Below are 15,424 nucleotides of genomic sequence, written 5' to 3'. Positions count from 1 at the left end.
AAAATAAAAATTTAACCTTTGTATAAGTTATTTAAATGGAAAAGATACCTCAATTTACATAGGTATCTTTTTTATTATATTGGGAAATATAATATTATAAAGATTGCAATCAGTTACGAAAAAAGAGCTAATGATAAAAAGTGAAATTTATAAGTAAGGCAGAAAGGTTCCTTTAGACAAGCTTTGTTAATAATTGTATTTAAATTAAATTTATAGCAACTAAAAATTAATATTCATATTAAATAAAAAATATATTTTTTATTTTTTAGAATATAATTTAAAAGTTTGCAATATTATGATAAATTATAAGTAAAGGAATTATTTAGGGGGACAGTCGTAATGGATGTTATAATATATAAACTAGTTTTAAATTACTTACATGGAAAAGTAACAAGCGACCTGAAGGATGAATTTATAAATGCATCATTACATTTTAATATAAATAATGATATTTATAAAGAGTATTCACCAGTACAAATTGAATGCATGATAAATAAAATATCATCAGAAGAAATAATAGATTATGTTGAGTTATGTTCAGTATATGGCTATATATTATGTAGAGCTGTAGAAGAAAATAAACTTAAATCTGAAGATAGAATTGAAGTTCTTCAAATAGTTTTAGAAATAAGTAATTCTATAACGAGTTATTTAAGAAATATAATAGATGAAAATGAATTATTTGAAAAATTATTAAATATAACAGAAAAACTTAATTTAACTAAGGAAGAAAATGAAAAGATAATTAAAATGCTAAATTAGGACGTATGTAAAGGTTAACTTTATGTTTTGCTTATATAAAAGCGAAGGTAAATAGATATGTTTATTTCACATATTATTTATCTTCGCTATTGTTATATTACTGCAGAAATAGTAAAAGTGAAAGAATGAAGAATGAAGGAGTTAGAGAAAAAATCCCAAGGATTTTTGAATATAAAGTGCTTTCGACTAATTTAATTTTAAGTTTTTTGTAGCAAAACATCCATAATTTTTTCACTTTTAACTGTTTATTCTTTCATTTTTTATTCTTTTATTAACAAATAGTGTTTTAATACTTAGAAAATATGGTAGAATTTTAAGGAGAAAGGAGTGATTAACATTATGAATAAAGCATTGGAAGTTTTAGAAAAATATTTTGGATATAACTCCTTTAGAGAAGGACAAAGTGAAATAATATCAAATATTCTAAGGGGAAGGGATAGCCTTTGCATTATGCCAACAGGTGGAGGAAAATCAGTTTGTTATCAAATTCCTGCTTTAATTTTTAATGGAATTACTTTAGTTATATCTCCTTTAATATCCTTAATGAAGGATCAAGTTGATTCAATCAATGATATAGGAATAAAAGCTGAATATATAAATAGTACTCAAAGTTTAGACGATATAAAGGAAATATTAAAAAGATGTTATGATGGAGAAGTTAAGCTTTTATATATAGCACCAGAAAGATTAGAAAGTGAATATTTTAATAAGATGTTAAGAAAGCTCTGGGTAAGTCAAGTTGCAGTAGATGAAGCACACTGTGTTTCTATGTGGGGACATGATTTTAGAAAGAGTTATAGATTTATAGCTCCTTTTATAAAAAGCTTAAATGTTAGACCTGTAGTTACTGCATTTACAGCTACAGCAACTACAGAAGTAAGAAAAGATATTTTAAACCTTTTAGAACTTATTAATCCATATGCATATTTAGGTAGTTTTGATAGAGAAAATTTATCAATATGTGTACATAAGGAAGAAGATAAAGCTGAATTTATAAAAGATTATATAAGAGATCATGAAGAAGCTTCAGGAATAGTTTATTGTTCGACGAGAAAAGAAGTTGATGCTTTATGCTATTACTTAAAAGAAAGAGGAATAGAAGTAGCAAAGTATCATGGTGGATTGAAGGATGAAGAAAAAAATTATTACCAAGAAGAGTTTTTAAAAGATAATTTTAATGTAATGATTGCGACAAATGCCTTTGGAATGGGAATAGATAAATCCAATGTAAGATATATAATACATTTTACTCTATGTAAGAACCTTGAAAATTATTATCAAGAAATAGGTAGGGGGGGCAGGGATGGAGAAAAAACGGAATGTCACCTTTTATATAACAGAGAAGATATAAGAACATTAGAATATTTGATATATACTACTGTAGGTAATACGAGAAAAGAAATTGAAATAAGAAAGCTTCAAAGTATGGTGGATTTTTGTGAATATAACAAATGTTATAGAAGTTTTATTTTAAATTATTTTGGAGATAAAAATGCAAAACCATATTGTAATAATTGTAGCAATTGCTTAAACAATGAAGAACTTAGAGATTTTACAATAGAAGCACAAATGATTTTATCATGTGTATATAGAACGAGAGAGCAATATGGAATTTCTGTATTAGTTGATATTTTAAGAGGATTTAAAGGTCCTAAGATAATTCAAAATAATTTAGATAAATTAACTACATATGGAATCATGAAAGAGTATAGCAGTAAATTCATAAGAGATTTAATTAAAACCTTATTAGATCTAGGGTATGTTAATTTAAAAGATGGTACATATTCAATGCTAAAATTAAATCCTAAATCAATTCGAGTATTAAAATCTCAAGAGAAAGTTATTTGTAAACTAAGTGAAGATATTGAAGAAAAGATTGAAAATAAAGACTTATTTAATAAGCTAAAATTCTGGAGAAAAGAAAAAGCCAATATTCTAGGAATAAAACCATATATTATATTTTCAGATTCAACTCTTATTGAACTTGCTAACAAAGCTCCAAAAGATAAAGAGGAACTACTTAGCATTAGAGGTATGGGAGAAAAGAAATTTGAAAAGTATGGGGATGAAGTTTTAAATATAATAATGTATCTTTAATTTATTTAAAGATACATTATTTTTACATTTAAATATAAAAAATGTATATTATGAAAAAGTGTTGAGGTAATAAATAAAAAATAATAAATATGGAAAAGTATATAAAATTAGAGTATAATATATACATATAATAAATATCTGTAAGTAAAAGGTGTTAAATATGATAGAAAAATTAATATATAGGTTTGTTGATGATTTAGGTGAGTATAATAATTATAATAATGAACAAATAGAGCAAGCTAAATATGCTTTAAAAGTTGCTGTGTATGAAGTTATAAAGATGGTACTAATAATCTTTATATTTTCTTTAGTTGGCTATTTTAAAGAAAGCCTATTAATAATTTCTATAATGTCAATTACAAAACCCTTTATTGGAGGATATCATGAAGATACTCAAGTAAAATGTTTTATTGCCACACTGATAATAGTAAGTTTAATAATTATTTTATTTGAAAATAATAAATTGAGCTTCATAAGTTTTGTTATATTAAATTTAATAAGTATATTTTCTATATATAATAAAGCTCCAATTATAAATGATAAAATGCCAATTACTAGAGAAGATCTTATTAGGAAAAATAGAAAAATTGGAATAAGTACTGTAATTATATTGGCTATATTATCGATTATTCTTTTTAAAGTTACAATGCTTTCACAAATAATAGTTTGGACAATTTTAGTACAAGCTATGTTGATGTTTAATAAATATGAAAAAAAGAAGGAGGTGAAGTAAATGAAAATAAAGAAGTGTTTAGGAACTTTTGTATTATTTTTAGCAGCACTTTTAGTAAATGCAGCACCAGCATCTTTAGCAGGCACAGGCGTAGAAGATATGCCAGAATCAATGAGAAAGACTAGATAGAGGGGTTTAATATATGTACACTGGGATATATGATATTATAAATAGTTTGCTTCAAACTATTATGATTATTAGTACAATAAATTATTGTGTTGATAAAAAATATAAAAAAAATGCAATAAAACTAATTGTATTAACAGTAGTGATATCCTCAGCAACAATACTGATTACCTCATTTATGGGAAATTATAGCTTATCAATTATAATAATGCATATAGTATCATTGGTTTTTACGATTTCTCCCTATTATAAAGATAAATTATCAGCAATTATTGGATTTAGCATAATATATTTTATAATTTGTATACATTCTATTATTAGTAATATTATACTTAGCTTTATTACCAATATTATAAATGTTAGTAGCAAAAATATGAATTCACTAATGATATTAACTATATATTTTTCTTCATATATTGTTGCATATTTTGTTTTAAGGAATATGAAATTTATGTATAAATTATATTTAATGATTAAATCAAGAATTTCATCTATAATTACTTTTATTATAATGACAATAATACTTGATTTTATAATATCATTATCATTTATAATTAATGGTAAGGACAATCCAATATTTGAAGAAATAATATTTTTATTATTAGGTGCATTTATTATTTTCGTAACTTGGTATTTTGCAATTATAAATAAGAAATCTAATGAAATATATACTTTAAATAAGGAGTTAGAAAAGAAAATTGCTGAACTAAAAAAAATAAAACATGATTATGGCTCACAAGTTTCATATTTATATGGTGCATATCTTATGGGAAACTATGAAAAATTAGGTGAGTTATTAAAAAAAATAATAGAGGGAAATGATATTTCAACTCAAGTTAAAGTTTTGAGTTCAGAGGACTCCATTATATCTCAAATAGTTAACAGTACAGATTTAAAAGGTGTAGATGTACTTATAGATGAAAAGGCTGAATTAAAAGATGCCGATATAAATGAACTAGATCTTCAAAAAGTTATTTCTAATATAGTAAGAAATTCTATAGAAGCATTAGAAGGTAGAGGCTTATTAATGATAAATAGTTATTACTCTTATAATCATATCATAATAAGCCTCCAAAATAATGGACCGGAAATTGATAAAAACATTATAAATAGAATTTTTGAAGAAGGATTTTCTACAAAAGAAAATAAAGATGGAGATAATGGATTTGGGTTGCATATAGTAAAAGAGATAGTTGATAAATATAATGGAAATATTAGGGTATCAAGTAATAAAGATTTAACTAAGTTTATTATAAAGTTACCTTTATATATTTAATAATGAAATACAGAACATATGTAATATAAATAATTGAGAGTGAAATAAAATAATTATTTAAAAATGAGAGGGAAATGTACAAGTTCCCTCTCATTTTTATTTACTAGCAATTTAGATTTTTTATAAAATATAATATTATTTAAAAAAGCATTATAAAAAATAAGTTATTAATAAATTAAAATTAAAAAATATAGAATATTATAAGGAAATATTGCGTTATGTATATGGAGTGTGTTAAATTAATAAAGGGTATTTTTTATGAATAAAATAATAAAGAAATTATCCTATAGATTAATATAATAATTATATTAAAAAAGTTAGAGCAAATTATGCTAGAAATAATTAAAAACTTAAGATAAAGGAATTGAGGAGTATGTACGAAGGATTGACCGATATTATAATTAGTATTATTCAAAGTATTATGTTTATTATTGCATCAAATTATTGTGTGAATAAACAATATAAAAAAAGTAAAATACAATCAATTATTTTAATAACTATAACAGCACTTTTTATAATCGGTAGTACTTATTTATTAGGAAACTCGAGTTTAGGAATAATAGTAATACATATGGGACAATTACTATTAACAAACTTAATGTTTAAAGATGATAAATTAGGAGCTACTATTGGGTTTAGTATAATATATTCAATAATTGGAATAAGTGCTAATTTATCTTTTATATTATTAACAATATTTAATAATATTTCAAGTTCTGATAATATATATGCAAGTATGATAATTTTGTATTTTACTCAATTTATTATTTCATATTTTGTATTAAAGAATATGAAGTTTATTTATAATATAAGCTTGATAATTAAATCAAGAGTTTCATCTATAATTACTTTAATAATAGGGACAGTAGTATTTGACTTTATAATGTCATTTTCACGTATTATTAGTGATAAGGACAATCCAGTATTCAAAGAAATAATTTTTGTATTATTAGGTGGATTTATTATTTTTATTGCTTGGCATTTTGTAAATATAGATAAAAACTCAAAGCAAGTATATGTACTAAATAAAGAATTAGAAAGTAAGATTAACGAACTGAAAAAAATAAAGCATGATTATGGCTCACAAATTTCATATTTGTATGGAGCTTATCTTATGAATAATTATGATAAATTAGGTGAATTATTAAAAGGAATAATAGATGGAAATGATATTTCAACTCAAGTTAAAGTTCTAAGTTCTGAGGACTCTATTATATCTCAAGTGGTGAACTCTACTGATTTAAAAGAAGTAGATGTTCTAATAGATGAAAGGGCTGAATTAAAAGATACTAAGATAAGTGAGTTAGAACTTCATAAAGTTATTTCTAATATAGTAAGGAATTCTGTCGATGCATTAAATGGAAAAGGGCTATTAATGATTAATAGTTATTATTCATTTAATTATGTTTTAATCAGCATTCAAAATAATGGACCGGAAATTGATAAAAAGATTATTGATAGAATTTTTGAAGAAGGATTTTCTACAAAAGAAAATAAAAATAGGGATAATGGATTTGGATTACATATAGTAAAAGAAATAGTTGATAAAAATAATGGAGATATTAGTGTAACAAGCAATAGGAAATTAACTAAGTTTGTTATAAAATTACCTTTACTTATTTAATAATGAAAAATAAAATACACATAATATAAATAATTGAAAATACAATAATGATGATTACTCAAGAAATGAGGGAGAAGCTGTTAAAGTTTCCCCCTCATTTTTATATATTTTGAATTTTTATCTTTTTATTATTTTTAGATAGAATTATTCCAATAATTAATAGTATAGGGAATATGCTTGAGGATAAAATTCCAATCTTTATATTATCATTAAAAACACTAGATACGCTGCCTACAATAGTTGGACCAAGTGAGCATCCTACATCTCCTGCAAGTGCTAAAAAAGCAAACATTGCAGTTCCACCCTTCTTTAGTATCGATGAAGATATACTAAAGGTTCCAGGCCATAAAATACCAACTGAAAACCCACAAATACCACATCCTATAAGAGATAGTAGTGGCCAGGGGGATAGGGATATAATAATATAGCTTATAAAGCAAAGCAAACTACAACATATCATAGATATTTTTAGGTTTATTTTTTCACCTATTTTACCATAGACTGTTCTAGATATACCCATCATTATTGCAAAAAACATTGGACCAGCTAAATCACCAAGGACTTTATTACCATTAAGGCTTTTTTCTGCAAAAGTAGATGCCCATTGACTAACAGATTGTTCACTTGCTCCAGCACATATCATTAAAAGTACCATTAGCCAAAATACTTTGTTTGAAAGTAATTCTTTAATTGTTAAACTATTTTCACCGTCTTCTATTAAATGTAAAATAGGAACTTTTATAAAAAGAAAAATATTTAATATTGGTATTAAAGACCAGAAGATTGCAAGGTATTTCCAATTTGAAATTCCAAATACACTAAAAAATATCGTTGATATTAAAACTACAGCAACGTGTCCCCAACAATAAAAAGAATGTAATAGGCTCATTGCAGCTTCTTTATTATCTGTTGGACATGCTTCTACTATAGGACTTATTAAAACTTCAATTAATCCACCACCAATAGCATAAATCATAACTGAAATTAATAATCCAATAAAAGGATCACTAAAAATTTCAGGAAGAATTGTTAATGATATTAGACCTAGCCCAGCGCAAATATGAGCTATTATTACAGAAAGCCTATAACCTATTTTATCTATAAATCCAGCAGCAAGAAAATCAATTACTAATTGAAATCCAAAATTGAAAGTAACTAAAAATGTTATTTTTGAAATTGGGATATTATAAGATGATTGAAAAGTTAAAAATAATAGTGGAATAAAATTATTTATTATTGCTTGCACAATATAGCCAATGAAAGAAGCGTACATTGTATGTTTATAAGGAAAAGTCATGTTATCCTCCATTTTATAAATTTAAGTTAAAGATTACAAAGTATATTATACAATAAATGAATATATTTTATTAGTATCATGTTGAAAATATTAACATATTAATGATTATTTGGTAAAATATATATAATATGAACAATATATGTTGATGTACTTAGCAATGCTTTCAAAAGTATCTTTGTATATAAGTCACTACATAAAGAGTAAAATATTTTATTTAGTGCGCCTTTTGGATATAAAACGCTTAAGATAATTTATGCAAACAAAAATTTAACTGTATAATTTGATGCTTATTAAAGATAGTAAACAATTCTAAAAGATAAAATAAATACGTCTAGCAATAAAACATTAATAGGGGGAATTATGAAAACAATCGTTATTTACAAATCTAAATCAGGGTATACAGAAACATATGCAAAATGGATTTCAGAAGATCTAAATTGCGATTTAAAAGTAGCTGATGATATAACAGTAGAAAAACTTGAAAAATACGATGTAATTATTTATGGTGGCGGACTTTATGCTGTGGGCATTAACGGATTAGCATTAATAAAGAAAAACTATGATTTATTATGTAACAAGAAAATTGTTATTTGGGCAACAGGGGCAAGCATAGGAAGAAAAGAAGAGCTTCAACAAGTATGGGATTATAATTTTAATAAAGAGCAATTAAATTATATTAAAACTTTTTATTTGAGAGGTGGATTTGATTATAAAAAGCTAAACACAGCAGATAAAATTCTAATGAATATGTTAAAAATAAAATTAAGATTAAAAAAACAAAGAACAGAGGATGAACAAGGTATGTTAGATGCATATAATATTGCAGAATATCATTGTAATAAAGAAAATATTAAGGATTTAATTAGGTATGTAAAAGAGTTAGATGAGTAATAATTTACTGTTAGGTTTGAATATGACAAGTTAATTAGTTGAATAATTTGGAATATTGAGATTTGAGAAATGAAAACTTTCTTTGAAAATTGAATGGTACAGTATTTGGAATATATTTTATAATTAATTAGTAATTGTATTAAATTCTTATTAATATAAAAGGGGAAAAGTTTTATGGATTTATTATTTATTATGGGTTGCGTTATCGTAACAATATTTATTATTTACAATGTGATATGCTACAAAAATAAAAAAAGTGTATATATGCTAAATGATAAATATATTATTTTAAATGCTAAATACTATAGTACACAATTGATTTTTGGGATAGCTAATTCACTTTTATTACTTGCTTTTTACTTAGTGTGGAATAGAACTGGTAAAAAGCAACCAAATTTTATTATCATAACAATAATAATTTTTTTGGGATTAAACTATATATTAGAATTTTATGCAAGAAAGAAAGGTTATATAGGTACTAAAGAATAATCTTAAAATACTACTAAGAAAAAATTAAATATAAGTTAAAGAAAATATCGCTTTATTCAAAAGAGAATGTGCGTTTTTAGTTCTCAATAAAAATATAGAGATTATTATGAAATAGATTTATATTAATAAATTTTATGGAATTAAGTAATATGTAGTATAAAAAGAACATATCAATATGGATTTATTGAGAGATAAAAATACCGCATACTCACTCCTGAATAATGCGGAATTTAGAAGATTTTATAGTAGAGTTTATCTAAGGAGTTAAAAATGATATTGCTACTTCGCCATCACCAACTAGTGCTATTATTTTTCCAGGGGCAATATTACGGAGATAAAATTTATAGTTATACGGTACTAAGCTCATATATTCAATATTCATTTCTTCATCAAGGATCATGATTTTAGTAGGAGTGTTGGTAGTTAATAGTATGCCTATATCTACATTAGTTGAATTATTAAATTTATAAAAACCTTCTGTATAGGTTTTTGAAATAGTTGGTATAGGTGCAGCATAATTAGATGTTGTACTTGCATTAACACTGTTAGGAAATAATATAAGTAATACTAGAGTTAAAAATATTTTTTTTATCATTTGTATTCTCCTTTGTTTTTTCTTAGTTTTTGATAAAAATATTTTTTTATACTTACAAAGTAATTTTCAATGTTTATTTAGTTTGAAATTAAAATATATTATGTAAATATATAGAAATAAAATCATATTTATAAAAATGAAGAAGAAGAAGCATTAAAACAATTAGATGAAATTGAAGATTTTTTCAGACAAAATCCTAATGGAATTTATAAGATGCCAACATATACAGATAAATTTAAATAAATATGAAAGTATAAAGATAGTAGATCTGTTCTAGAATGTATTAAATTAAAAATTATAATTTAATACACTCTAGAGCTTTTTTGCTATGTGAAGATTTATAATATAAAAAGAGAAAATATATGTTTTCAATTTTGATACGTTACTTAAATAAGTCTATTAATAATTAACATCATAAGACATTAATTATGTAGATTATTAATTCAAACATATATATAATAATAAGTACTTTAAAAAAGGAGGGGTGTATATGAATTTAAAGGATATGATGAACTCAGTTTTAAAGTTAAGTTCTAGTATTTCAAAGAATAATGGAATGGCTTTCTTTAAAAAGGGGCTAGTATCTAAGGTTGTAAGTAAAAAGATAAATGATACTTATCACATATATGGTAGAGTTTTAGAAAATAAATATGAATATAGCACTCATTTAAAGTTTGATTCTAATAATAAAATAATTGATACTAAATGTAGTTGCAATCAATTTGCAGAAAATAGTAAGGAAATGAAAAATTATGTTTGTAGCCATTTAGTATCTACTATGTATAGATTTTATTATGCAATATTAAATAATAAACAAAAAGAAAATAAAGATGAAGAAAAGAATGAAATAAATAAGAAAATACTAAAATTATATATAAAGATAAAGCAAGTTAAAGTAAATAAAAATGAAGAATATCATTTGGAGCTTAGAGCAGGAGAAGAAAATACAATTGCAGTAGAAGCATTAGGAAAATTTTTATTTGATGATAATAATAATTTTAATAAAAATGATACTTTAATAATAGATTTTTTAAAGGCAAAATTTAAAGAAAACAAAAGTAGAATAGTAGAGGGTAGAAGCTTTGTACTATATAAAAATGAGCTTAGAAGTTTTCTAGAATTAATATATGATAATAAAAATATAACTTTAACTTATGATTATATGAACTATAACTCAATTATCCATAAAGAAGATATGCCTTTAATATTTACATTAAAGAAAAAAGGTGAAGCTTTAATAGTAAATCCTCAAAAGAAGAGTACAATACCAATTGATGATAAAAAAGATGTTTGGATATATGATAAAAAAATATATTTACCAACAGAAAAACAATTAAAATATTATAAAGCAATATACGATAAGTTAGCTGAAAAGGGTAATTTAATTTATAAAAATACTGAAATTAATTTAAAAAAATTATTATTTATATTAGGTGAAATTTCAAAGGATATAATTATAGATGAAACTGTAAAATATGAAATAAATAAAGTTAATACTCCAAGATTTTATATAGAAAAAGAAAATGAAAATATATATTGTAGTATTGATATAAATTATGTAAATAGCTTAGATGGATTAAAAGATATTAGAGCTAAAGAAAAAATAGAAATGGAGATAGAAAGATATAAGTTTATAAAGCACAAAGATAAATTTATATTTATAGGAAATGATGAGGATAAATACATATTACTAAGTGAAGGAATAAATCATTTTAATAAAATTGGGATAGTTACTTTATCTAATGAATTTGGTGAAATAAAACTTATAAAATCTAAAGATATATTAAGCGAAATAGAAGAAATAGACGATTATTATAAGTTTGATTATAAGATAGATGGAGTAGATTATAGCGAAATAGCAGAGATAATAGAAAAAATAAAAAAGGGAAGTTCCTTTTATAAAACTAAGGAAAACAATTTTTTAGATTTAAAGGATATGGAAGTAGTTGAATTTTTTAAAACAATAGAAGAACTGAATTTATTTAATAATGTTTATAAAGAAGAAATATATGTTGATAAATTTAATTTATTGCATTTAGAAAATAAAATAAGAAATAAAAGAATTCCATTTATAACTGGAGAAGATAAGATAAATAAGTTAATAAACAATTTAAGTAATAAAGAAAAATACTATGATATTCCAAAGGACTTAAATGCTACACTTAGAGATTATCAAATTAAAGGATATAATTGGCTAAAGACAATAGAAAATTTAGGCTTTGGAGGAATATTAGCTGATGATATGGGACTTGGTAAAACCATTCAAACAATAACATTATTACTTTCAAATAATAATAATAAAAAGAGTTTAATTATAACTCCAACGTCTGTAGTGTACAATTGGAAAAGTGAATTTGGAAAATTTGCAAATACTTTAAATGTGGGAGTAATTCACGGAAGTGTGAGTGAAAGAAATAAAGTTAAAGATCATTATAAAGAATACGATGTTTTACTAACCACATATGGGACTTTAAGAAGTGATTGTGAATGGTATAAAGATAAAAAGTTTGACTTTTGTATAATTGATGAAGCACAAAATATTAAAAATAAAAAATCTAAAATTTCAGAATTAGTTAAATCAATAAAAGCAAATTGTAAACTAGCCTTAACAGGAACACCAATAGAAAACAATTTACTAGAATTATGGTCAATATTTGATTTTATAATGCCAGGATATTTATATAATGAAGATAGATTTAAGGGTAAGTTTTTATATGGAGATGATGAAAGTTTAAAAGAGCTAAAAGAACTTATTTCTCCATTTATATTAAGACGATTAAAAGAAGATGTGCTAGATGAATTACCAGATAAAATAGAAAAAGAATACTTAATACAAATGACATTTAGTCAAAAACAAATTTATAATTCATATATGAAAGAAGTTAAAAAGAAACTTAAAGAAAATAAAAAAATCAAAGATAATAAAATTGTTATTTTATCTTATCTTACAAAATTACGTCAGCTTTGTTTAGATCCATCTTTATTAATAGATGATTTTAAAGAAGAAAGTGCAAAGATAAAAGTAGTTAAGGAAATAATAAAAGAAACTACAGATTTAAATAAAAAAATAATTATATTTTCACAATTTACATCTGTATTAAAAAAGATAGGAGATAAATTAGAAGAGGATAATATTAGCTATTTATATTTAGATGGAAGCATTAAAGCAAAAGAAAGAATAAATTTAGTTGATGAATTTAATAATAGAGATAAAAATATATTTTTAATTTCCTTAAAAGCTGGTGGCGTTGGATTAAACTTAACTTCAGCTAGCGTTGTAGTCCACTTTGATCCTTGGTGGAATCCAGCAGTTCAAGATCAGGCAACAGATAGAGCTCATAGAATTGGTCAAAAAAATATAGTTGAAGTAATAAAGCTTATATCTAAAGATACTATTGAAGAAAAAATTATAAAACTTCAAGAAGAAAAGAAAGAATTAATTAGTAAAATTATAGATGGAGATATGCTAAGTGGAGAAACGTTAAATACAATAACAGAGGAAGAGCTACTAAAACTATTTAGCTAATTATAAAATGAGAATATAAAGGCTACGATAACTAGATATGTTCCATAAGCTAAATAGCTACGCAAAGAAGTGCTAGGATTGGAAAAACTACTAAGCCAAGAGTTTTGGTTAACTCGCTACGCTCAGACAAACCAACAACACTAAGGCCTAGTAGTTCTTCCTTCACCAAGTACTTCTAATGCTCACTATATGCTTACTCCACATATTCTATTTATCTTCGCCAACTTATATTTCTAATTTATAATAATAATCAAAAAGTTTTAAGGGATAAGAGTGAAGAATGAAAAAGTTGAATTTGAGTTTTACATATCAGGTATTGAATACTTAGCGAAGCTATCTGAACTTAGTTTGAAGTTTGATCTGCTGAAGCTTATCTGAAGCAGATTTACATTAACTTTTCACTCTTTCACTCTTAACTATTCACTAACTACAGGAGGTGCAGTTTTAATGGATATATATACAATAGGACATTCAAATTATACAGTTGAAAAGTTAATAGATATGTTAAGATATTATGATATTAATTGTGTTGTGGATATTAGAGGGACACCTTATTCTAAATATAATGTTCAATTTGATAAAGAAACCATAAAGTATACTTTAACTAAAGCAGGATTTATATATATTTATATGGCTAAGGAGCTAGCTGCAAAGAGAATAAATAAGGTTTCCTATAATGAAGAAGGGTATTCTGATTTTGAAAAAGTTATTCATGAAGATGATTTTATTAAGGGGATTGAAAGGCTAAAGGACGGATGTAATAAAGGGTATAGAATTGCTTTACTTGGGGCAATGCAAGATCCAATAAGATGTCATAGAAGTATATTAGTTGGAAGGGCTTTAAAAGAAGCTGGATTTAATGTAATGCATATTTTAGATGATTATTCTATAAAGAATCAAGATTATATTAATGAAAGAGTACTTGATAAATATTTCCCTGATAGATCACAAATAACTATAGATGCTTTATTAGGAAATGAAATGAGCATAGAAGAAATGATAAACGAAGGATATAGAATGGCTAATAAAGAAATTGGTTATAGAATTGAATGTTTGCCTATAGAGAAAAAGAGTTAGTAGGGGTCACTTAACTTAGCAAAGTTATTTTAGTAGAAAATCCATTAAAAACTTTAATTTATATATTTACTTAAACTAGTATATTTATTATTTGATATACGAAAAAATAAATTATAGAGATTAGTAATTAAAATATGTATTTGTTAAAAATAAAGAACTCTATGAGAGGAGGGAAATGTTTATGAGATATGTTATAGTTTGTGTAGTAAAAGGAGAAGCAGGTGATTTTAATAATGAAATGAGAAAAGATATATTTCAAAAATTTAAGGCTAAGTCCTCAAAGTTACCTGCACATTTTACTATAAAAGCACCATTTGAATATGATAAAAGTATAAAAGATTTAGAAGATGCTTTATATAAGTTTAGTAAAAATGAAAAGAAAGCAGAGTTTATAATGAATAAATACAATCATTTTGATGATAGAGTTATTTATATGGATGTTAATATGTCTAATGAAGGAAAAGTTATTCATGATAAACTGATAGATGTTTTAAATAATTTTGATTATATTGAGTTTAATAAAAAAGATGGAAAAGATAAAATTTTCCATGTTACATTAACATCTAAAAAGGTACCTCCAATATATAAGGAAGTATGGGAATATGTAAATAAGTATCCATTTGAATTTAATTGTTACTTTGATAATATAAGTATATTTAAATGGGCAGATAATACATGGAAATTACACAAAGAGTTTATTATAGGAAACTAAAAAGAAAAATGATAATATATAAAGTGATAATAATAAAGCGATAAATATGAAGTAATAAATAAGGAAAGTATAAGTAAAAGTTATAAAATTGAAAAGAATAAATAAGAAAAGAAATAAATTTAAATATTAATAAATAATAAATAGAAAAAAAAATTAAGTATCTCAAATTATGAGATGCTTATTTTTTATATCATTTTACAATGGTATTTTGATAAAATA

At 23.9% G+C, this 15,424-nt stretch carries 13 protein-coding genes; 11 read left to right on the top strand and 2 right to left on the bottom strand.

Translation table 11 applies throughout. The features are described from left to right. The first annotated feature begins 339 nt into the window (after window positions 1-339). The 6 genes from J7M87_RS18345 (at window position 340) to J7M87_RS18320 (ending at window position 6,618) form a co-directional block, all read left to right on the top strand. Window positions 340-762, top strand: coding sequence for a hypothetical protein (locus J7M87_RS18345; protein WP_291653357.1), 423 nt, complete (start codon window positions 340-342; stop codon window positions 760-762). A gap of 339 nt (window positions 763-1,101) precedes the next feature. Further along, the gene (gene recQ / locus J7M87_RS18340) at window positions 1,102-2,859 is read left to right on the top strand and encodes a DNA helicase RecQ (protein WP_291653355.1); all 1,758 of its coding nucleotides are present in this window, start codon (window positions 1,102-1,104) and stop codon (window positions 2,857-2,859) included. Between the two features lie 160 nt (window positions 2,860-3,019). Next, the gene (locus J7M87_RS18335) at window positions 3,020-3,592 is read left to right on the top strand and encodes an accessory gene regulator B family protein (protein WP_291653353.1); all 573 of its coding nucleotides are present in this window, start codon (window positions 3,020-3,022) and stop codon (window positions 3,590-3,592) included. Continuing rightward, the gene (locus J7M87_RS18330; RefSeq protein WP_291653351.1) at window positions 3,593-3,721 is read left to right on the top strand and encodes a hypothetical protein; all 129 of its coding nucleotides are present in this window, start codon (window positions 3,593-3,595) and stop codon (window positions 3,719-3,721) included. It begins immediately after the preceding gene. Between the two features lie 13 nt (window positions 3,722-3,734). Beyond that, window positions 3,735-4,994, top strand: a complete 1,260-nt coding sequence (locus tag J7M87_RS18325; protein ID WP_291653349.1) for an ATP-binding protein — start codon at window positions 3,735-3,737, stop codon at window positions 4,992-4,994. Between the two features lie 373 nt (window positions 4,995-5,367). After that, window positions 5,368-6,618 carry an ATP-binding protein gene (locus J7M87_RS18320; RefSeq protein WP_291653347.1) on the top strand — a complete coding sequence of 417 codons (1,251 nt, stop codon included), beginning with the start codon at window positions 5,368-5,370 and terminating at the stop codon, window positions 6,616-6,618. 100 nt (window positions 6,619-6,718) lie between these two features. Here J7M87_RS18320 and J7M87_RS18315 read toward each other — a convergent pair whose 3' ends face one another. After that, a complete protein-coding gene (locus J7M87_RS18315) occupies window positions 6,719-7,915 on the bottom strand; it encodes an MFS transporter (protein ID WP_291653345.1) in 1,197 nt (398 codons plus the stop codon). A 360-nt stretch (window positions 7,916-8,275) separates the two neighbouring features. Between J7M87_RS18315 and J7M87_RS18310 the strand changes: the two genes are divergently transcribed. Both J7M87_RS18310 and J7M87_RS18305 read left to right on the top strand, forming a co-directional pair. Next, window positions 8,276-8,806 carry a flavodoxin domain-containing protein gene (locus J7M87_RS18310; RefSeq protein WP_291653344.1) on the top strand — a complete coding sequence of 177 codons (531 nt, stop codon included), beginning with the start codon at window positions 8,276-8,278 and terminating at the stop codon, window positions 8,804-8,806. Window positions 8,807-8,980: 174 nt separating this feature from the next. Beyond that, complete coding sequence (locus J7M87_RS18305) at window positions 8,981-9,295, top strand: hypothetical protein (RefSeq protein WP_291653342.1); 315 nt, start codon at window positions 8,981-8,983, stop codon at window positions 9,293-9,295. Window positions 9,296-9,551: 256 nt separating this feature from the next. On the opposite strand, the gene J7M87_RS18300 is transcribed toward J7M87_RS18305, so the two are convergent. Beyond that, the gene (locus J7M87_RS18300) at window positions 9,552-9,890 is read right to left on the bottom strand and encodes a hypothetical protein (protein WP_291653340.1); all 339 of its coding nucleotides are present in this window, start codon (window positions 9,888-9,890) and stop codon (window positions 9,552-9,554) included. A 490-nt stretch (window positions 9,891-10,380) separates the two neighbouring features. Between J7M87_RS18300 and J7M87_RS18295 the strand changes: the two genes are divergently transcribed. From J7M87_RS18295 to J7M87_RS18285, 3 genes are all read left to right on the top strand, one after another. Further along, window positions 10,381-13,416 carry a DEAD/DEAH box helicase gene (locus J7M87_RS18295; RefSeq protein ID WP_291653338.1) on the top strand — a complete coding sequence of 1,012 codons (3,036 nt, stop codon included), beginning with the start codon at window positions 10,381-10,383 and terminating at the stop codon, window positions 13,414-13,416. Window positions 13,417-13,863: 447 nt separating this feature from the next. Continuing rightward, window positions 13,864-14,493 carry a DUF488 domain-containing protein gene (locus J7M87_RS18290; protein ID WP_291653336.1) on the top strand — a complete coding sequence of 210 codons (630 nt, stop codon included), beginning with the start codon at window positions 13,864-13,866 and terminating at the stop codon, window positions 14,491-14,493. A 181-nt stretch (window positions 14,494-14,674) separates the two neighbouring features. Continuing rightward, on the top strand, window positions 14,675-15,205 hold the full coding sequence (locus tag J7M87_RS18285; protein ID WP_291653335.1) for a 2'-5' RNA ligase family protein: 531 nt from the start codon (window positions 14,675-14,677) through the stop codon (window positions 15,203-15,205). Window positions 15,206-15,424 lie beyond the last annotated feature (219 nt).

It is taken from the genome of Clostridium sp., from assembly GCF_017888565.1.
Taxonomy (GTDB): Bacteria; Bacillota; Clostridia; order Clostridiales; family Clostridiaceae; genus Clostridium.
This window is presented reverse-complemented; position numbering and strand designations above follow the sequence as displayed.

What these genes read in the sequence shown, in the direction of transcription:
- J7M87_RS18345 (WP_291653357.1), top strand. Translation starts at nt 340, where the DNA reads ATGGATGTTATAATATATAAACTAGTTTTAAATTACTTACATGGAAAA.
- recQ (WP_291653355.1), top strand. Translation starts at nt 1,102, where the DNA reads ATGAATAAAGCATTGGAAGTTTTAGAAAAATATTTTGGATATAACTCC.
- J7M87_RS18335 (WP_291653353.1), top strand. Translation starts at nt 3,020, where the DNA reads ATGATAGAAAAATTAATATATAGGTTTGTTGATGATTTAGGTGAGTAT.
- J7M87_RS18330 (WP_291653351.1), top strand. Translation starts at nt 3,593, where the DNA reads ATGAAAATAAAGAAGTGTTTAGGAACTTTTGTATTATTTTTAGCAGCA.
- J7M87_RS18325 (WP_291653349.1), top strand. Translation starts at nt 3,735, where the DNA reads ATGTACACTGGGATATATGATATTATAAATAGTTTGCTTCAAACTATT.
- J7M87_RS18320 (WP_291653347.1), top strand. Translation starts at nt 5,368, where the DNA reads ATGTACGAAGGATTGACCGATATTATAATTAGTATTATTCAAAGTATT.
- J7M87_RS18315 (WP_291653345.1), bottom strand. Translation starts at nt 7,915, where the DNA reads ATGACTTTTCCTTATAAACATACAATGTACGCTTCTTTCATTGGCTAT.
- J7M87_RS18310 (WP_291653344.1), top strand. Translation starts at nt 8,276, where the DNA reads ATGAAAACAATCGTTATTTACAAATCTAAATCAGGGTATACAGAAACA.
- J7M87_RS18305 (WP_291653342.1), top strand. Translation starts at nt 8,981, where the DNA reads ATGGATTTATTATTTATTATGGGTTGCGTTATCGTAACAATATTTATT.
- J7M87_RS18300 (WP_291653340.1), bottom strand. Translation starts at nt 9,890, where the DNA reads ATGATAAAAAAAATATTTTTAACTCTAGTATTACTTATATTATTTCCT.
- J7M87_RS18295 (WP_291653338.1), top strand. Translation starts at nt 10,381, where the DNA reads ATGAATTTAAAGGATATGATGAACTCAGTTTTAAAGTTAAGTTCTAGT.
- J7M87_RS18290 (WP_291653336.1), top strand. Translation starts at nt 13,864, where the DNA reads ATGGATATATATACAATAGGACATTCAAATTATACAGTTGAAAAGTTA.
- J7M87_RS18285 (WP_291653335.1), top strand. Translation starts at nt 14,675, where the DNA reads ATGAGATATGTTATAGTTTGTGTAGTAAAAGGAGAAGCAGGTGATTTT.